This is a genomic window from Hydrogenophaga borbori (assembly GCF_003417535.1).
GTDB lineage: Bacteria > Pseudomonadota > Gammaproteobacteria > Burkholderiales > Burkholderiaceae_C > Hydrogenophaga > Hydrogenophaga borbori.
On record NZ_QVLS01000010.1, the window covers coordinates 40,020 to 56,918 of the forward strand.

Sequence of the window (16,899 nt, forward strand, 5' to 3'; positions counted from 1 at the left end):
GCGCTCAGTCATTCGCCTTGAACCCCGTCGCCTTGACCACCTGCGCCCAGCGCGCGGTTTCCGCGGCGATGGTCTTCTCGAACGCCGCGCCGCTCTCGGTCGGCACGTCGAAGCCCTGGGCCTCGAGCTTGCCCTTGTAGCCGGGGTCGGCCTGCGCCTTCACCGCCGCCGCCATGATCGCGTCGGTCACCGCCGGGGGCGTGCCGGCGGGCGCCATCAGGCCGAACCACACCGTGGTGTTCAGGTCACCGTGGCCCAGTTCCGCGAGCGTGGGCACCTGCGGCAGGAAACGCGAGCGCTGGGCGGAGGTGACCGCCAGGGCCTTGAGCTTGCCGCTCTGCACATGCGGCAGGGCGCTCTGCAGCTGCGTGAAGCCCAGCGGCACCTGGCCACCCAGCAGGTCGGTGATCTGCGGTGCCGAGCCCTTGTACGGGATGTGGACCATGGGCACCTTCAGGCGCTCGCTGAACTGAAAGCCCAGGAAATGCGACGGCGTGCCCGGGCTGAACGAGGCGTAGGCGGCCTTGTCCGCGTGGGCCTTGAGCCAGGGGCCCAGATCGGCCAGCCGGTCCACCGGCACCGAGGGGTGCACGACCAGCACCAGCGGGCTCTCCACGCCCTTGGCGATGGGCTTGAAGTCCGATGGCTTCCACGGCAGCGACGGGTAGGCCGAGGGGTTGATGGTGAACATGGCCTGCGTGCTGATCCACAGCGTGTGCCCGTCGGGCGCGGCCTTTCGCACCTGCTCGGCGCTGAGGTTGCCGTTGGCGCCGGCGCGGTTCTCCACCACGAAGGTGCCGCCGGTCTGGCGCGCCAGTTGGTCGCCGAGCGTGCGGGCATAGACGTCCACCGCGCCGCCCGCCGGCGTGCCCACCACCAGCGTCACTGGGCGGGAGGGCCAGGTCTGCGCGGCCAGGGGCATGGCGCCGCCGAGGGCCAGCAGCGGCATCAGCCACTGGCCGAGTCGGCGCAGCGCGGTGGAGGGGCGGGGGGTCATGGCGGGTCTCCGGTGAATTGAGGGGAACCGCGCAATCTAGGCTTGTCAGAATGATTGACAAAGCGAATCGTTCTTGGGGAATCCCCTAGCTGCCATGACCACCACCCCCGCCTTTCTCCACGGACGGCCGCCGTTCGGCCAGCCCCTCAACGCCGCCGGCACCTTCACGCCCGTGGGCGTGTCGCGCGCCTCGCCCGCGGTGGCCGAGGCCACGGCCTGGGCCTTGCAGCGTTTCCTGGTCATCGACGAATGGCAAGACCTGGCCTCGCGCGAGCTTGCCGCGTTCAGCGGCGCGGCGGCAGGCACGGTGGTGCACTGCGCGGCGGCGGGCCTGACGCTGAGCGTGGCGGCGGCCATGGCGGGCACGGACCCGCAGCGCATCGCGCAACTGCCCGACAGCGAGGGCCTGCGCCGCGTGGTGGTGGTGCCCGCGCCGCACCTGATCGACTACGGCCACCCGCTGGCCACCGACATCCGCCTGGCCGGCGGCACGGTGCGCGCCTGCGGCCGGCCCGAGCGCTGCACGGGTGACGACTTGCTGCCCGCGCTGGCGGCGCCCGAGGTGGGCTGCCTGCTGCTGGTGTCCTCGCGCCTCACGCGCGACCCGGCGTTCGACTTCGCCGCCGCGGCCGAGGCCGCGCGCGCGGCCGGCGTGCCCGTGGTCATCGACGGCGCCGCGCAGGACCTGCGCGTGCGCGAGCTGGTGGCGCTGCAGCCGGCCGCCGTGGTGCTGAGCGCGCAGAAGTACCTGGCCGCGCCGACGGCGGGCCTGGTGGTGGGCGAGGCCGGTTTCATCGAGGCGGTGCGCGCGCAGCAAAAGGGCATCGGCCGCGCCATGAAGCCGAGCAAGGAAGCCTTGGTGGGCGTGCTCGCGGCCTTGCACGAGCGGCGCGCGCTGGACCTGGGCGCCTGGTGGCGCGAGCAGGAAGCCAAGGTGCGCCAGGCGGTGGACGCCCTGGGCGGCCTGGCCGGCGTGCAGGCCCTGCGCGTGCCCGACCCGCTGGGCGCGCCCGTCCCCCGCGTGCGGCTGCGCTTCGCGGGCGGCGCCGAGGCGGCGCGCCGCGCCGCGCAGGCGCTGCGGCGGCAGGACCCGCCGGTCTGGGTAATGGAACACGGCGTGGCCGAGGGCGTGCTCACCCTGGAACTGATCGCCCTGCGCGCGGACGAGGTGGACGCCCTGACCGGGGCGCTGCGCCGCGGCCTGGCCTGAGGCCCCGGGCGCTCAGTCCTTCACCGGCTGCAGCGCCTGCAGCAGCGTCGGCAGCAGCTCCGACACCGTGGGGTGAATCGGCATCGAGCGGATGAGGCCGTCCACCGGCTGCTTCAGGCTCATCAGGTCCAGCAGGCCGTGCACGGCCTCGTCGCAGCGGTAGCCCAACAGGCTGGCGCCCAGCAGCTGGCGGGTCTGCGCGTCCACCACCGCCTTCATCAGGCCCTGCGTTTCGCCGGCCTCGCGCGCGCGGCCCACGCGGTGCATGGGCAGGGTGGCCCGCAGCAGCGGCCGCCCGCTCTCGCGCGCCTTCGCCTCGGCCAGGCCCACGCGGCCCAGCGGGGGGTCGGTGTAGAGCGCGTAGGCCTCGACCCGGTCCGACAGCCGGCGCGGGTCCTGGTCGAACAGGTTGGCCACCACCACCTCGTGGTCGTTCCAGGCGGTGTGCGTGAAGGCGCCTCGGCCATTGCATTCGCCCACCGCCCACACGCCTTCCGCGCTGGTGCGGCATTGCTCGTCCACGCGGATGTAACCGCGCGGGTCCGTCTCGATGCCGGCCACGCCAAGGTTCAGCCCCTCGGTGTTGGGCTGGCGCCCCACGGCCAGCAGCACGTGGCTGCCCACCAGGCGCGGCGGCCGGCGCTCGCAGCGCGCGCCCACCGCGATGCCGCTCTGGCGCGGCGCCAGCGCGATGCACTCCGCGCCCAGCTCGAAGCGCACGCCCTCGCGCTCCAGGATCTCCCGGATCGCCTGGGCCACGTCCTCGTCCTCGCGCGGCAGCAGGCGCGCGGACTTCTCCACCACCGTCACCTTGGCGCCGAAGCGGCGCATCACCTGCGCGAACTCCAGGCCGATGTAGCTGCCGCCGATGATCACCAGGTGCCGGGGCAGCGTGTCCAGCCGCAGGATGGAGTGGTTGTCCAGCGTGGGCACGCGGTCGATGCCGTCCAGCGGCGGGCGCGCGGCGCGCGCGCCGACGTTGAGGAAGATGCGCGGCGCCCGCAGCTCGCGCTCGCCCACGCGCAGGCGGCCGGGCGCCACGAAGCGGGCCTCGCCCAGGATCACCTCGACCTTGTCCAGGCCCCGCATCCACTGCTCCACGCCCTCGCGCGACTGGGCCACCACCGCTTCCTTGCGCGCCATCACGCGCGCGAAGTCCACCCGCAGCCGGCCGGTGGCGAAGCCGAACTCCTCGCCGCGCCGCGCCAGGTGGATGGCGCGCGCGCTGGCCACCAGCGTCTTGGTGGGGATGCAGCCGTCGTTCACGCAGGTGCCGCCGAATTCGGCGCGCTCGATGACGGCGGTGCGCAGGCCTTCGCGGTGGCAGCGCGCGGCGATGGCCGGACCGGCCTGGCCGGCGCCGACGACGATGGCATCGAAGGTGTCGATGGGCATGGGCGTCTCCTGTGGCTGTGTTGAGGGCCTCCCCGGCTGGCGTGGCGGCCGGCAAGTCGCGTGCCGGCCGCGCGCCAGCCATTAAGTAGCCGAGAAAGCCCCTGATCGCAAGGCCGTCATTGCCGCCCGCCGGCCGGAAAAACCCTGGCCACAGTGATTTAATGCCTGGTCAATAACTGCCTAGGCAGTTAAATTCCCGCCCTGCCATGACACACCCCTCCCCCTCCCCGGCCGGCGCCACGGCCTTCTACCACCCCGACACCCTGCGCCCGGACGACTCCGTGGGCCGGCTGATGCGGCAGATCCTCGTCGCCAGCGCGAACGAGGTGGAGCGCGAACTCGCCCCCCTGGGCCTGACCGAGGCCCAGTGGATGCCGCTGTTCAAGCTGCACATGGCCATGGCCAGCACCTCGTCCGAGCTGGCGCGCGAATGCCGCATCGACACCGGCGCCACCACGCGCATGATCGACCGGCTCGAAGAGAAGGGCTTCATCCAGCGCGAGCGCTCGGCCGCCGACCGCCGCGTGGTGAAGCTGGAGCTCACGCCCGAAGGGCGCGCCACCGCCGGACACATCCCCACCGCGCTGTGCAAGGTGCAGAACGAGCTGCTGGCCGGCTTCACGCGCGAGGAGTTCGACACGCTGAAGGCGCTGCTGCGGCGCATGCTGGCCAACGCCCAGGCGCTGGCGGCCACGAAGGAGCGCGCATGAACCGTGCTTTCAAGAGCCGCTGGCTGCTCGCGCCCCTGGCCGCCGCCGCGCTCGCGGGCTGCGCCAGCATGCAGGGCACCACGCCGTCCAGCGCGCAGTTGCGCGACGCCGCCTCGCTGGGCCTGAGCGAATCGCGCGCCGCCGCCGAGGTGGCGCCGGTGGAGCCCCAGTGGTGGCGCGCGCTCGGCGATCCGCAGCTCGACCGCCTGGTGGAGCAGGCCCTGCAGGGCAACCCGAACCTGCGCGTGGCGCAGGCGCGCGTGGCCCGGGCCATGGCCGCCGCCGACGGCGTCGACGCCACCAGCGGCCCGCAGCTCAATGGCCAGTTCGACGCCACGCACCAGCGCTTCACCGCCAAGGGCATGGTGCCCCCGCCGCTGGCCGGCAGCGTCGAGGACACCGCCACGCTGCAGCTCAACGGCTCCTGGGAAATCGACTTCTTCGGCAAGCACCGCGCCGCGCTCGACGCCGCCCTGGGCACGGCCCAGGCCGCGCAGGCCGAGGCCGCCGCCGCGCGCACGCTGCTGGCCACCAACGTGGTGCGCGGCTACGTGCAGCTGGCGCGCCTGCAGGACCAGTACGAACTGGCGCAGCGCGCGCTCGCGCAGCGCGAGGGCATGCTGGCCCTGGTCAGGCAGCGCGTGTCGGCCGGGCTGGACGGCGTGCTCGAACAGCGCCAGAGCGAGGGCGCCGTGCCCGAGGCGCGCCAACAGATCGAGGCCATCGGCGAGCAGATGCAGCTCACGCGCCACGCGTTGGCCGCGCTGAGCGGCCAGCCCACGCAGGACCCGGCGCCCCAGGCGCCGCGCCTGGCCGGCCTGCGCCCGCTGCCCGAGCCCCAAGCCATCCCCACCGACCTGCTCGGCCGCCGCCCCGACGTGGCCGCCGCGCGCTGGCGCGTACAGGCCTCGCGCGGCGAGGTGGACAGCGCGCGCGCGCAGTTCTATCCCAACATCAACCTGGTGGCCTATGTCGGCCTGTCCAGCATCGGGCTCGACCAGCTCTTCAGCGGCGGCGCCCGGCAGTGGGGCATCGGCCCGGCCGTGCGGCTGCCGATCTTCGACGGCGGGCGCCTGCGCGCCAACCTGAGCGGCAAGAACGCCGAGCTCGACACCGCCATCGAGAGCTACAACGCCGCCGTCATCGAGGCCGTGCACGAGGTGGCCGACCAGCTCGCCTCCGCGCGCTCGGTGGCCCTGCAGCGCACCCAGCAGCAGCAGGCCCTGCAATCGGCCGAATCGGCCTATTCCATCGCCGAGCAGCGCTACCGCGCCGGCCTGTCCAACCACCTGCAGCTGCTGAGCGCCGAAACCGCCGTGCTGGCCCAGCGCCGCCTCGACGTCGACCTGCGCACGCGCGCCCTGCAGGCCCAGGTGAACCTGGCCCAGGCCCTGGGCGGCGGCTGGCGCGCGTCCACCGAACAACCCTGAAGCCCAACACCCCTCTTTCACCATGAGCACGAACACCGCAACGGCCCCGAACGCCCCCGCCGGCAACCCGCGCCGCAAGAAAGCCCTGCTCGCCATCGCCGCCGTGGTGGTGCTGGGCGGCCTGGCCGCCGGCGCCTACGAGTGGCTGATCGCCAGCCATTACGAAACCACCGACAACGCCTACGTGCAGGGCGACGTGGTGCAGATCACACCGCAGATCGGCGGCACCGTGCAGGCCATCCTGGCCGACGAGACCGACTTCGTGAAAGCCGGCCAGCCCCTGGTCAAACTCGACCCGGCCGACGCCACGCTGGCGCTCGAACAGGCCGAGGCGCAGCTCGCGCAGACCGTGCGCCAGGTGCGCAAGCTCTACGCCGACAACGGCGCCTTCGACGCCCAGGTGGCGGCACGCCAGGCCGACGTGGCCAAGGCCCGCAACGAGGTGGCGCGCGCCGGCGACGACCTGAACCGCCGCCAGTCGCTGGCTGGCAACGGCGCCGTCTCCAAGGAAGAGCTGCAGCACGCCGAGGCCCAGCTCGCGGCCGCGCGCAGCGTGCAGTCGGCCGCCGAGGCCGCCCTGGCCGCCGCGCGCGAACAGCTCGCCAGCAACCGCGCCATGACCGAGGGCACCTCGGTCGAGCAGCACCCGCAGGTGCAGACCGCCGCCGCCAAGGTGCGCGAGGCCTGGCTCGCCACCCAGCGCCTGACGCTGCCCGCGCCGGTGGACGGCTACGTCGCCAAGCGCACCGTGCAGCTCGGCCAGCGCGTGGCCGCCGGCACGCCGCTGATGGCCGTGGTGCCGCTGCAGCAGGTGTGGGTGGACGCGAACTTCAAGGAGGTGCAGCTGCGCCACATCCGCCTCGGCCAGCCCGTCGAGCTCACCGCCGACGTCTACGGCAAGGACGTGCGCTACACCGGCCAGGTGGTGGGCCTGGGCGTGGGCACCGGCTCCACCTTCGCCCTGCTGCCGGCGCAGAACGCCACCGGCAACTGGATCAAGGTGGTGCAGCGCGTGCCGGTGCGCATCGCGCTCGACCCCGGCCAGCTCGACCAGCACCCGCTGCGCGTGGGCCTGTCGATGGAAGCGACGGTGAACGTGCGCCAGCAGGACGGCAAGACCCTGGCCAGCGCGCCCACCGCCGCGCACGCCACCACCCAGGCCTTCGAGCACACCGGCGCCGACGCCGACGCGCTGGTGCGGCGCATCATCCAGGCCAACCTCGGCGCCTCCACCCTCGCCCAGCGCGCGCTCTGACCATGGCCGACACCGCCGCCGCGCCCGGCGCGGCCCCCGCGAAGCCGGGCACGCCGCCCGCGGGCGCGCACCCGCCGCTCGAGGGCAGCGCGCGCCTGTGGGGCACGCTGGCCATCTCGGCGGCCACGTTCATGAACGTGCTCGACACGTCCATCGCCAACGTCTCGCTGCCCGCCATCGCCGGCGACCTGGGCGTCAGCCCCAACCAGGGCACCTGGGTCATCACCAGCTTCGCGGTGGCCAACGCCATCGCCGTGCCACTCACCGGCTGGCTCACGCAACGCCTGGGGCAGGTGCGGCTGATGGTGGCCAGCGTGCTGCTGTTCGTTCTGGCCTCGCTGCTGTGCGGCCTGGCGCCCAACATGCCCACGCTGATCGCGTTCCGCGTGCTGCAGGGTTTCGTGGCCGGCCCCATGATCCCGCTGTCGCAGGCCCTGCTGCTGCAAAGCTACCCGCGTGCGCAGGCCGGCCGCGCCATGGCCGCCTGGGCCATGACCACGCTGGTGGCGCCGGTGATGGGCCCGCTGATGGGCGGCTGGATCACCGACAACATCGCCTGGCCCTGGATCTTCTACATCAACGTGCCGGTGGGCCTGCTGGCGGCCTTCTTCATCTGGCGCATCTACCACCGCCGCGAAAGCGTGGTGCGCAAGCTGCCCATCGACCGCATCGGCCTGGCGCTGCTCATCGTGTGGATCGCCGCCCTGCAGATGGTGCTGGACCTGGGCAAGGAGCACGACTGGTTCGCCTCGCCGCTGATCGTGGGCCTGGCGCTCACGGCCATCGTCGGCTTCGCCTTCTTCATCGCCTGGGAGCTGACCGACGAACACCCGGTGGTGGACCTGAAGCTGTTCAAGGGCCGCAACTTCTGGGCCGGCACCATGGCCGTGTCGGTGGCCTACGGGCTGTTCTTCGGCAACGTCGTGCTGCTGCCGCTGTGGCTGCAGCAGTTCATGGGCTACACCGCCACCGACGCCGGCATGGTGACCGCGCCCGTGGGCCTGCTGGCCATCGTGCTCTCGCCCTTCGTGGGCCGCACCATCGCGAAGGTGGACGCGCGCCGCTACGTGACCTTCTCCTTCGCCGTGTTCGCGGTGGTGATGCTGATGCGCTCGCACTTCTCCACGCAGGCGGACTTCAACACCATCCTCATCCCCACCATCGTGCAGGGCGTGGCGGTGGCCTTCTTCTTCATTCCGCTGAACACGCTCACGCTCTCGGGCCTCACGCCCGACCGCATCCCGGCCGCGGCGGGCCTGTCGAACTTCGTGCGCATCACCTTCGGCGCGGTGGGCACCTCGGTGGCCACCACGGTGTGGGAAAGCCGCGCCGCCCTGCACCATGCGCACCTGGCCGAGGCCATCAACCACGGCAGCCCGGCCGCGCAGGCGGCGCTGTCCGGCCTGGCCAATGGCGGCATGACGCAGCCGCAGGCCCTGGCCGCCATCGACCGGCTGCTGCAGCAACAGGCCTTCACCATGGCCGCCAACGACATCTTCTGGCTGTCGTCCATGCTGTTCCTGGCGCTGATCCCCCTGGTGTGGCTGACGCGCGTGCCCCGGCGCGACGGCGCGCCCTCGGCGGCCGCGGCGGAAGCGGCGGCGGGCGCGCACTGAGCGCGGGCGAGGCCATGCGCCGGCGAGCGGGCTTGGCCCGCCCGCCGCTTGCTGCCATCATCCGGGCCGGCTCTCCCCGCACGTTCCCCAACCGGCCGCCGCGCCGCCAGGAGTGGACCCATGAGCGCAGCACACATCCGCCAGTCCGTGGAACAGCTCGCGAAGCACTTCGCGGACCGCCCGCAGGACGCGCTGTCCCAGGACAAACCGGCCGTGGCCACGCTCGAGTCGGGCCTGCGCTGCAAGGCCGTGGGCCCCAAGGGTGAAACGCTCATCACCGACATGCCGGCGCCCATCGGTGGCGGCGGCAGCGCGCCCACGCCAGGCTGGTACCTGCGGGCCGCGCTCGCGAACTGCGACGCCACCATGATCGCCCTGCGCGCGGCCCAGCTCGGCATCGAGCTGGACCAGCTGGAAGTGACCGTGGGCAGCCGCTCGGACAACCGCGGCCTGCTCGGCGCCGAGGGCGTGGCGGCGGGGCCGCTGGACGTGATGCTCAGCGTGCGCATCGCCGCGCCGGGCGTGCCCGAGGCCACGCTGCGCGAGCTGGTTCACTGGGCCGAGGCCCACTCGCCGGTGGGCGATGCGCTGCGGCGGGCCCTGAACGTGAAGGCCGCTATCCAGGTGGGCTGAGCGGCGCGCCTCAGCCGCGCTCGGCCCGGCGCTGGACGGCGTCTTCGTGCAGCGCTTCGTTCAGCTGGTCCACCACCAGGGCCCAGGGTGCGTCGGCCTTGATCTGTTCGCTCAGGAACTGGCGCTGGGCCTCGTTCCAGTACGGCGCGTCGCACAGGGCCACATCCGCCGCCAGCTGGTGGGCCTGGATGAAGCCCGCGATCTCCCGCTCGCCGGCGTCGAGCCCCAGCTGCAGGAACAGGTTGGTCATCCGGGGGGTGGTCTCGTCCATCGGCAATCTCCTGAGCGCTTGAATGGGGGGATTGTCGGGCACCGCCGGGCCCCGGCCGTGTAGGCCAAGGCCGCGCCTTGTCGTCTCGCGTCAAGGGTCTGGCGCCCGAGGTCATCGCCGGGCGGGCCGCCGCGCCTCACACTGGGGCCCTCCAGACACACACCGAGATCGACATGCTTTCCCGCAGCACCCTGGCCCCGACGATGGACGCCCCGGCGGCGAGCGCCGACCCCACGCGGCCCACCCGCTTTCTCGACACCGAAGGTGGGCGCCTGGCCTATGACGACACCGGTGGCGCGGGCCCCGTGGTGGTCTGCGTGCCCGGCATGGGCGACCTGCGCGGCGAGTACCGCGCGCTGCGCCCCGCCCTGGTGGCCGCGGGCTGCCGCGTGCTCACCCTGGACGTGCGCGGCTTCGGCGAATCCTCCGCCGACTGGTCCGAGCTGTCGGCCCGCGCCGTCGGCCGCGACGTGGTGCGGCTCATCGAGCACCTGCAGGTCGATGCGGCGATCGTGCTGGGCAACTCCTTCGCGGCCGGTGCCGCGCTGTGGGCCGCGCGGCAGGCGCCGCAACGCGTGGACGGCGTGGTGCTGCTCGGCCCCATCGTGCGCGATGCGCCGCCGAATCCGCTGATGCGGGCCGTGCTGCGCATCGGCTTCGCCGGACCCTGGCGCGTGGCCTTCTGGATGGCCTACTGGAACAGCCTGTTCCCGCTGCGCCGCCCGCCAGACCATGCCGAAGCCCAGGCGGCCCTGCGCCGCAACCTGCGCGAACCCGGCCGCATGGCCGCGCTGCGCGCCATGGTGGACCTGTCCAAGGCCGACACCGAGGCGATGCTGCCCAGCAGCCGCGTGCCCGCCCTGGTGGTGATGGGCACGCGCGACCCCGACTTCGCCGACGCCACGGCCGAGGCGCGCTGGCTTGCCCAGGGCATCGGCGCCGAGCTGATGCTCGTCGAGGGCGCGGGGCACTACCCGCACCTGGAATGCGCCGCCCAGGTCGCCCCGCGCGTGCTGGACTTCGTGCGCGCCCGCCTGGCCGCGCGCGCCCGCTGAGCCATGCGCGGGCCCTCAGCGTCGCCGCGGGCCTTCCCGCCGCGCCGCGGCCGGCGTCATGCCGGTCCAGCGCTTGAATGCCCGGTGGAACGGGCTGGGCTCGGCGTAGCCCAGCAGGTAGGCCACCTCGCCCAAGGCCAGGCGATGGTCGGCCAGGTAACGCCAGGCCAGCTCATGCCGGACCCGGTCCACCAGTTCGGAAAACCGCGTGCCCTGCGCCTCGAGTTGCCGCTGCAGGCCGCGCTCGCTGGTGTGCAGGGCGCGCGCGATCTCGCCCAGGCTGGGCGGCCCGTTGGCGATTCGCTCGCCGATCAGTTGGCCCACCTGCGCCACCACGCCGCCGTCCATACCGCCGGGCGCGCGCTCGGCCAGCAGGCGATCGGCGTGCGCCGTGACGATGCGCGAGAGGCCCGGGTCCGAATCGGGCAGCGGCCGGCGCAGCAGGGCGGTGTCGAAGACCAGCGTCGACACCGGTGCGCCGAACCGGGGCGTCACGCCGAACGCCTGCACATAGGGCCGCGCATCGATCGGCGCCGCGTGCGCCACCTCCACCGCCAGCGCGCCCACGCGCTGGCCGAGCATCTGCGAGGCCACGACCGGCAGCGAGGCCAGGGTGAAGTCGCCGGCCTGCCAGCCCGGCACCAGGCCCGGCGCGGCAAAGCCGTGCTCCACCGCCACGCGCGTGCCCTCGTCGATCACGCGAAAGCTCGCCAGGTCATGCACCAGGCGGTTGTAGCGCGCCAGGCGCTGCAGGGCGCTCAGCAGGTCCGGGGCGGTGCGCACGGCGTAGTCGAGCGCGTCGAAGGCGCCAGGGCGGATGCGCGTGGCCGCCCACAGACCAAAGCAGGCATCGCCCGCCAGTTCGGCCGCCGTGTCCCACAGCGCGTTCTCCTGCGCGAGCGGGATGCGCGCGTCGGCATCGCGCAGCACGGCCGGATCGAAGCCCGTGCGCGCCAGCAGCACAGGCAGCTCCACCCCGCGCGCCTGCGCGGCGTCCAGGATGAATCCGCCGATGCGGGCCAGAACGGTGGGCGGGTGCGGTGGCGTGGGCATGGACCCCGCAGTGTCGAACAATTTCTCCCATCACCCCGGCGGGGCGCTCGGACAAATCGCCCCGGTCTGTGGCCGGCGGACAGGCTCCGCCAGAATCCGCCCCTGGCGCCTGAAGGAGCAGCCCCACATGAAGATCGTCCGCGCAAGAGAATTCCGCGCCGAGCGCGCCTGGGGCGCGCTTGACATCGCCTGCATGAACGGCATCACCACCCGCCTGCACTGGACGGACCAGCCCTACCGCTGGCACGTCAACGACGGGCAGGAGGTCTTCGCCGTGCTCGATGGCGTGGTGGACATGCACTACCGCGTCGATGGCGCCGAATCCGTGGCGGTGCTGGAGACGGGCGACGTGTTCTTCGCCGACGTGGGCTGCGAGCACGTGGCGCATCCGCGCGGCGCCGCGCGCATCCTGGTGGTGGAACACGCCGGCTCGGTGTGAGCCCCCAAAGCCGGCACGCCGATTGCCCCCAACCCCCATGAACACCACCGCCCCGGACACCGGCTCCCGCCTGCCCAGCCTGGCCTTCTGGCTGCTGCTGACCCTGGCGGCGGGCGGCGTCGGCGCCATCGCCTCGGCCAGCGCGCCGGCCTTCTACCTCAGCCTGGATCGCCCCGCCTGGGCGCCACCGCCCTGGCTGTTCGGTCCGGTCTGGACGCTGCTCTACGTCCTGATGGGCTTGTCGGCCTGGCTGGTGTGGCGCGCGCGCCGCCTTGACGCGGGCGCGACGCCCTACGTGCTGTTCTTCGCCCAGCTCGTCGCCAACGCGGCGTGGACCTGGCTCTTCTTCGGCTGGCGGCAAGGCCAGTGGGCCTTCATCGAGATCCTGCTCCTCGTCGCGCTCATCGTCGCCACCATGACGGTCTTCGCGCGCATCCGGCCGCTGGCGGCCGTGCTGCTGACGCCTTACCTGGCCTGGGTCTGTTTCGCCGCCGCGCTCAGCTTCTCGGTCTGGCAGCGCAACCCGGGCCTGCTGTAGCGGCGCGCGGGACCGCGCTCAGCGCAGCGGAATCGCCGTGCCGCGGTCCACCGCCACCACCGCCACCGAGTTCTGGGGCGAGCCCTCGATCAGGCGGTCCGAGTAGGTGAGGTACACCAGCGAGTGCCGCTTCGGGTCCACCATGCGCACGATGCGCAGGCGCTTGAAGACCAGGCTGGTTCGCTCGCTGAAGATTTCTTCCTGCGCCTTGATCGGCTTGGGAATGGCGATCGGCCCGACCTGTCGGCAGGCGATGGAGGCCTCGGACTTGTCCTCGGCCAGGCCCAGGGCGCCGCTGATGCCGCCCGTGCGGGCGCGCGAGATGTAGCAGGTCACGCCCTGGACGCCGGGGTCGTCGTGCGCCTCGACCACGATTTTGTGGTCGGGGCCGATGAACTTGAACACGGTGTCGACGGAGCCGATCTCGTCGGCCGCGGCGGCGGTGGCGAGTGGCGCGAGAAGGAGCAGCAGAACAAGGCGTCGCACGCGGGGCTTTCGCAGGGTGGGGGTGCGCCGCATTGTGCGCCGTGCCCATGGCCCGCGTCGATGTGCAACAGCTGAGCCATCGATACGGCGGCGCGCGGCGGCTCCGTACCATCGCGCCGCCGGCCGACTGGGCCCGGGATTCGAGGAGAACAAGAATGAGCTGGTTGCGCATGGACGATGTCCGCGAGCGCGCGCGGCGCTACCTGCCGCGCTTCGTTGCCGATTACGTGGACGGCGGCGCCGAGGACGAGCGCTGCCTGGACCACAACGCCCGCGACCTGGCCGCGCTGCGCCTGGTGCCCCACTGCCTGCGCGACACCCGCGCCGTCGACACCTCGGTGGAGGTCTTCGGGCGCACCTGGAAGCGCCCGCTGGGCGTGGCGCCGGTGGGCTTCAACGGCCTGGTGCGGCCGAATGGCGACGTGCTGCTGGCGCGCGCCGCGGCCTCGCAGGGCCTGCCCTTCGTGCTGTCCACCGCCTCCAACGCGCGCCTGGAGGCGGTGCGCGCCGCCGCGCCCGAGGCCGCGCAGTGGATGCAGCTGTACGTGATGTCCGACCGCGCCATCGCCGAACAGATCGTGCGCCGCGCCGCCGCCGCCGGCTTCGAGGCCTTGGTGCTCACCGTCGACGTGCCCGTGAGCGGGATGCGCGAGCGCGACGTGCGCAACGGCTTCAAGCTGCCCTTTCGCCCCGGCCCGCGCACGCTGTGGGACCTGGCCAGCCACCCGCGCTGGTCCCTGGGCATGGCGCGCCACGGCGCGCCGGGCTTCGTCAACCTGTCGGAAAGCACCGGCGGCGCCGCGTCGGCCCAGGTGCAGGCGGCCCTGCTGGCGCGCGCCATGGACCGCAGCCTGGTGTGGGACAGCCTGGCCTGGCTGCGCCGCCTCTGGCAGGGGCCGCTGCTGATCAAGGGCGTGCTGCACCGGGACGACGCGGCGCGCGCCGCGCGCGAGGGCGTGGACGGCCTCATCGTCTCCAACCACGGCGGGCGCCAGCTGGACGCGGCGCCCTCCACCATCTCGGTGCTGCCGGGCATCGTGCAGGCCGTCGACGGCCGTCTGCCGGTGTTCGTGGACAGCGGGTTCCGTCGCGGCAGCGACGCGGTGAAGGCCTTGTCGCTGGGCGCGCGCGGCGTGTTCGTGGGCCGCCCCGCCGTGTGGGGCCTGGCCGCCGACGGCGAGGCCGGCGCGGCGCGCTCACTGGACCTGATCGGCACCGAGATCGAACGCACGCTGACCCTGATGGGCGCCGCCTCGCTGCGGGACCTGGGCCCCGCCAACCTCAGCCTCCCCTGGAATCCGTCCCCCTTCCAGGCCCTCTGCCCTGGACCCGCCCCCGGCATGTGATACCTGGGTTGGCCAACAAAAGGAAACCCGCGCTCAGCGCGGCTCCCAGCCCGCGTGCGCGAGCGGGTCGCCGTCCAGCAGGCACTGCACCCGCGCGGCCAGGCAGGCGCGGTTGTCGGCCTGCAGCTTGCGAAAGGCGTTGCCCAGGTGGTAACGCACCGTGGGGAACTGCACCTTGAGCTGGCGCGCGATCTCCTTGTCGGGGCAGCCGCTGCTCACCAGCCAGGCCACCTCGGCCTCGCGCCGGCTCAGCTGCGCGGGCTGGCGCATCAGGCGGTCGATCTGGTCGGCCAGGCGCGGCGCCGGCTCCTCGGGTGCCTCGACGCGCGTGCGCGCCAGCGCGGCCGTCACCGCCGGCTCCACCAGCCGCAGCGCCTCGATCTCGTGGCTGGTGAAGTTGCCGCGGTCCTTGTGGCGCCAGATGCGGAAATCGCCCACGCAGGTGTCGCCCGCGTGGAAGTAGACATTCACGCCCCAGTGCATGCGGTCGCGCTGCAGGAAGTCGTTGAAGAACTCCGTGCGCGAGAGCTCGGACTGCGGCATCACCTGCGTGGCCACCGTGGGGCGGCGCCGCTGCATCATGGGCTGGGTCAGCGGGTCGATGAAGCGGTAGTAGTCGTCCCAGGAGCGCAGGTGCTCCAGCGACATGTTCAAGGCCTTGGCGCGCTCGAAGCGGCGCATGCCGGTGTTCCAGGCCATGGAGACGTAGGTGTCGGCGTTCAGCAGCGACAGCATGGGCAGCGCCAGCTGCTCGCGCAGCAGGTCGGCGTCCGTGGCTTCGGCCGCGAGGCACATCACCTGGGACAGGGCTTTGGTCTGGGACGAGGACAGGAACATGGCGCGCGCTCATGCAAGAAGCATGCGCAAGCCTAGCGGCGCCCCGGGCCGGCGTCATCGTGGTTGACCCGAGGGTCGGCCCGCCCACCGACCCGCCGGCCTAGCAATCCTGTTAGGTGCGGCCCGCGGCGGTGCCACGTAGCCTCGGGCCATCGTTGGAGAGTAGGCATGGAACCCATCGGTCAATCCCTGGACGCGCTGCGGCGCGCGCTCGACGCCCGCGAACTGTCGAGCCGCGAGCTGGCGCAGGCCTGCATCGCGCGCACACAGGCCACGCGCGCCCTGAACATCTACGTGGACTTCGACGAGGCCGCGCTGCTGGCGCAGGCCGACGCGGCGGACCGGCGGCTGCGCGCGGGCGAGCGCCTGCCGCTGCTCGGCATCCCCGTGGCGCTGAAGGACAACATCGACGCCCTGGGCTTCGCCTGCGGCGCCGGCACGCGCGCGCTGCACGGCCAGCACCCGCGCCAGGACGCCGCGCTGGTGGCGCGCCTGCGCGGCGCCGGCGCGCTCATCGCCGGCAAGGTCGGCATGCACGAGCTGGCCTTCGGCATCACCAACAACAACGCCGTCACGCAGGCGGTGCACAACCCGCGCGACCCGTCCCGCATCCCCGGCGGCAGCAGCGGCGGCAGCGGCGCGGCGGTGGCGGCGGGCGTGGTGCCGGCGGCCATCGGCACCGACACCGGCGGCTCGGTGCGGGTGCCGGCCGCGCTGTGCGGCGTGGCCGGCCTGCGGCCCACGGTGGGCCGCGTGCCCGGCCAGGGCCTGGCACCGATCTCCAGCACGCGCGACACCGCCGGGCCGCTGGCGCTGAACATCCGCGACTGCGCCACGCTGGACGCGGTGCTCACCGGCACCGACCCCGGGCTGGTGCCCACGCCACTGCGCGGCCTGCGCCTGGGCGTGCCGCGCGAGCGCTTCTGGGACGACCTGCAGCCCGCCGTGCGGGCCTGCGCCGAGCAGGCCCTGCAGGCCCTGGCCGAGGTCGGCGTGGAGCTGGTCGACGTGGCCCTGCCCGGCCTCGGCGAAGCCAATGACGCGGCCGGCTTCCCCATCGCCCTGTACGAATTCGTGCGCGACATGCGCGCCTACCTGGAGACCACGCAGCGCGGCGTGGGCCTGGAGGCGCTGGTGGCCGCCATCGCCAGCCCCGACGTGGCGGCGGCCTGCCAGCCGCTGCTGGCCGGCGGCGCCATCCCACCCGCGCTGTACGAACAGGCGCTGGCCTCGCGCCGGCGCCTGCAGTCCCTCTACGCCGAGGCCTGGCGCGCCGCGCGCGTGCAGGCCCTGGTGTTCCCCACCACGCCGCGCACCGCCGCCCCCATCGGCGAGGACGAGACCGTCGAACTCAACGGCCAGCGCCTGCCGACCTTCCCGACCTTCATCCGCAACACCGACCCCGGCAGCAACGCCAGCCTGCCCGGCGTGACGCTGCCGATCGGCTTCGACGGCCGCCTGCCCATCGGCCTGGCGCTGGACGCGCCCATCGGCGCGGACCGCGCGCTGCTGGCGATCGCGGCGTCGGTCGAGGACCTGTTCCCGCCAGCGCGCCCCATCGCGTCCCCGGCGCCCTGAACGCCCGGGCGCTTCCCCACCCCACCGTCCCATCCCATTCTTCCGAGGAG

17 protein-coding genes are annotated in these 16,899 nt (G+C 73.3%); 11 read left to right on the forward strand and 6 right to left on the reverse strand.

The window, feature by feature from the left end; genetic code table 11:
• Positions 1–4: 4 nt before the first annotated feature.
• The gene (locus DY262_RS15330) at positions 5–997 is read right to left on the reverse strand and encodes a Bug family tripartite tricarboxylate transporter substrate binding protein (protein WP_116959986.1); all 993 of its coding nucleotides are present in this window, start codon (positions 995–997) and stop codon (positions 5–7) included.
• Positions 998–1,091: 94 nt separating this feature from the next.
• On the opposite strand from DY262_RS15330, the gene DY262_RS15335 reads away from it, so the two are divergent.
• The gene (locus tag DY262_RS15335; protein WP_116959987.1) at positions 1,092–2,207 is read left to right on the forward strand and encodes a threonine aldolase; all 1,116 of its coding nucleotides are present in this window, start codon (positions 1,092–1,094) and stop codon (positions 2,205–2,207) included.
• A 12-nt stretch (positions 2,208–2,219) separates the two neighbouring features.
• Here the strand turns inward: DY262_RS15335 and DY262_RS15340 are convergent, their stop codons facing one another.
• A complete protein-coding gene (locus DY262_RS15340) occupies positions 2,220–3,602 on the reverse strand; it encodes an FAD-containing oxidoreductase (protein WP_116959988.1) in 1,383 nt (460 codons plus the stop codon).
• A 206-nt stretch (positions 3,603–3,808) separates the two neighbouring features.
• Here DY262_RS15340 and DY262_RS15345 point away from each other — a divergent pair, with 206 nt between their 5' ends.
• The 5 genes from DY262_RS15345 to DY262_RS15365 all read left to right on the forward strand — a co-directional run bounded on the left by DY262_RS15345 (position 3,809) and on the right by DY262_RS15365 (position 9,246).
• Positions 3,809–4,312, forward strand: coding sequence for a MarR family winged helix-turn-helix transcriptional regulator (locus DY262_RS15345; RefSeq protein ID WP_116959989.1), 504 nt, complete (start codon positions 3,809–3,811; stop codon positions 4,310–4,312).
• Complete coding sequence (locus tag DY262_RS15350; protein WP_116959990.1) at positions 4,309–5,742, forward strand: efflux transporter outer membrane subunit; 1,434 nt, start codon at positions 4,309–4,311, stop codon at positions 5,740–5,742. Before DY262_RS15345 ends, DY262_RS15350 begins: the two co-directional genes overlap by 4 nt.
• Before the next feature lie 22 nt (positions 5,743–5,764).
• Entirely contained in the window at positions 5,765–6,997 is a 1,233-nt protein-coding gene (locus DY262_RS15355; RefSeq protein WP_116959991.1) for an HlyD/EmrA/EmrK family protein, read from the forward strand.
• Positions 6,998–6,999: 2 nt separating this feature from the next.
• A complete protein-coding gene (locus tag DY262_RS15360; protein ID WP_245981030.1) occupies positions 7,000–8,613 on the forward strand; it encodes a DHA2 family efflux MFS transporter permease subunit in 1,614 nt (537 codons plus the stop codon).
• Positions 8,614–8,733: 120 nt separating this feature from the next.
• The gene (locus DY262_RS15365; protein ID WP_116959992.1) at positions 8,734–9,246 is read left to right on the forward strand and encodes an OsmC family protein; all 513 of its coding nucleotides are present in this window, start codon (positions 8,734–8,736) and stop codon (positions 9,244–9,246) included.
• Between the two features lie 10 nt (positions 9,247–9,256).
• Here the strand turns inward: DY262_RS15365 and DY262_RS15370 are convergent, their stop codons facing one another.
• A complete protein-coding gene (locus tag DY262_RS15370) occupies positions 9,257–9,517 on the reverse strand; it encodes a DUF2789 domain-containing protein (protein ID WP_116959993.1) in 261 nt (86 codons plus the stop codon).
• A 173-nt stretch (positions 9,518–9,690) separates the two neighbouring features.
• Here DY262_RS15370 and DY262_RS15375 point away from each other — a divergent pair, with 173 nt between their 5' ends.
• The gene (locus DY262_RS15375; protein WP_116959994.1) at positions 9,691–10,572 is read left to right on the forward strand and encodes an alpha/beta fold hydrolase; all 882 of its coding nucleotides are present in this window, start codon (positions 9,691–9,693) and stop codon (positions 10,570–10,572) included.
• A gap of 15 nt (positions 10,573–10,587) precedes the next feature.
• Here DY262_RS15375 and DY262_RS15380 read toward each other — a convergent pair whose 3' ends face one another.
• Entirely contained in the window at positions 10,588–11,625 is a 1,038-nt protein-coding gene (locus DY262_RS15380; RefSeq protein WP_116959995.1) for an AraC family transcriptional regulator, read from the reverse strand.
• Positions 11,626–11,752: 127 nt separating this feature from the next.
• On the opposite strand from DY262_RS15380, the gene DY262_RS15385 reads away from it, so the two are divergent.
• Both DY262_RS15385 and DY262_RS15390 read left to right on the forward strand, forming a co-directional pair.
• Entirely contained in the window at positions 11,753–12,064 is a 312-nt protein-coding gene (locus DY262_RS15385; protein ID WP_116959996.1) for a cupin, read from the forward strand.
• A gap of 37 nt (positions 12,065–12,101) precedes the next feature.
• Positions 12,102–12,602 carry a TspO/MBR family protein gene (locus DY262_RS15390; protein ID WP_116959997.1) on the forward strand — a complete coding sequence of 167 codons (501 nt, stop codon included), beginning with the start codon at positions 12,102–12,104 and terminating at the stop codon, positions 12,600–12,602.
• 18 nt (positions 12,603–12,620) lie between these two features.
• Here DY262_RS15390 and DY262_RS15395 read toward each other — a convergent pair whose 3' ends face one another.
• Entirely contained in the window at positions 12,621–13,121 is a 501-nt protein-coding gene (locus DY262_RS15395) for a CreA family protein (protein ID WP_245981032.1), read from the reverse strand.
• 122 nt (positions 13,122–13,243) lie between these two features.
• On the opposite strand from DY262_RS15395, the gene DY262_RS15400 reads away from it, so the two are divergent.
• The gene (locus DY262_RS15400; protein ID WP_116959998.1) at positions 13,244–14,434 is read left to right on the forward strand and encodes an alpha-hydroxy acid oxidase; all 1,191 of its coding nucleotides are present in this window, start codon (positions 13,244–13,246) and stop codon (positions 14,432–14,434) included.
• A 33-nt stretch (positions 14,435–14,467) separates the two neighbouring features.
• On the opposite strand, the gene DY262_RS15405 is transcribed toward DY262_RS15400, so the two are convergent.
• Positions 14,468–15,271: a helix-turn-helix transcriptional regulator gene (locus DY262_RS15405; RefSeq protein WP_116959999.1), complete on the reverse strand. Its 804-nt coding sequence runs from the start codon at positions 15,269–15,271 to the stop codon at positions 14,468–14,470.
• A 168-nt stretch (positions 15,272–15,439) separates the two neighbouring features.
• Between DY262_RS15405 and iaaH the strand changes: the two genes are divergently transcribed.
• Positions 15,440–16,849: an indoleacetamide hydrolase gene (gene iaaH, locus DY262_RS15410; protein WP_116960000.1), complete on the forward strand. Its 1,410-nt coding sequence runs from the start codon at positions 15,440–15,442 to the stop codon at positions 16,847–16,849.
• Positions 16,850–16,899 lie beyond the last annotated feature (50 nt).

Coding starts and splice junctions, on each gene's coding strand:
- DY262_RS15340 (WP_116959988.1), bottom strand. CDS start 3,602: ATGCCCATCGACACCTTCGATGCCATCGTCGTCGGCGCCGGCCAGGCC.
- DY262_RS15395 (WP_245981032.1), bottom strand. CDS start 13,121: ATGCGGCGCACCCCCACCCTGCGAAAGCCCCGCGTGCGACGCCTTGTT.
- DY262_RS15330 (WP_116959986.1), bottom strand. CDS start 997: ATGACCCCCCGCCCCTCCACCGCGCTGCGCCGACTCGGCCAGTGGCTG.
- DY262_RS15355 (WP_116959991.1), top strand. CDS start 5,765: ATGAGCACGAACACCGCAACGGCCCCGAACGCCCCCGCCGGCAACCCG.
- DY262_RS15380 (WP_116959995.1), bottom strand. CDS start 11,625: ATGCCCACGCCACCGCACCCGCCCACCGTTCTGGCCCGCATCGGCGGA.
- DY262_RS15360 (WP_245981030.1), top strand. CDS start 7,000: ATGGCCGACACCGCCGCCGCGCCCGGCGCGGCCCCCGCGAAGCCGGGC.
- DY262_RS15335 (WP_116959987.1), top strand. CDS start 1,092: ATGACCACCACCCCCGCCTTTCTCCACGGACGGCCGCCGTTCGGCCAG.
- iaaH (WP_116960000.1), top strand. CDS start 15,440: ATGGAACCCATCGGTCAATCCCTGGACGCGCTGCGGCGCGCGCTCGAC.
- DY262_RS15385 (WP_116959996.1), top strand. CDS start 11,753: ATGAAGATCGTCCGCGCAAGAGAATTCCGCGCCGAGCGCGCCTGGGGC.
- DY262_RS15350 (WP_116959990.1), top strand. CDS start 4,309: ATGAACCGTGCTTTCAAGAGCCGCTGGCTGCTCGCGCCCCTGGCCGCC.
- DY262_RS15405 (WP_116959999.1), bottom strand. CDS start 15,271: ATGTTCCTGTCCTCGTCCCAGACCAAAGCCCTGTCCCAGGTGATGTGC.
- DY262_RS15345 (WP_116959989.1), top strand. CDS start 3,809: ATGACACACCCCTCCCCCTCCCCGGCCGGCGCCACGGCCTTCTACCAC.
- DY262_RS15370 (WP_116959993.1), bottom strand. CDS start 9,517: ATGGACGAGACCACCCCCCGGATGACCAACCTGTTCCTGCAGCTGGGG.
- DY262_RS15375 (WP_116959994.1), top strand. CDS start 9,691: ATGCTTTCCCGCAGCACCCTGGCCCCGACGATGGACGCCCCGGCGGCG.
- DY262_RS15390 (WP_116959997.1), top strand. CDS start 12,102: ATGAACACCACCGCCCCGGACACCGGCTCCCGCCTGCCCAGCCTGGCC.
- DY262_RS15400 (WP_116959998.1), top strand. CDS start 13,244: ATGAGCTGGTTGCGCATGGACGATGTCCGCGAGCGCGCGCGGCGCTAC.
- DY262_RS15365 (WP_116959992.1), top strand. CDS start 8,734: ATGAGCGCAGCACACATCCGCCAGTCCGTGGAACAGCTCGCGAAGCAC.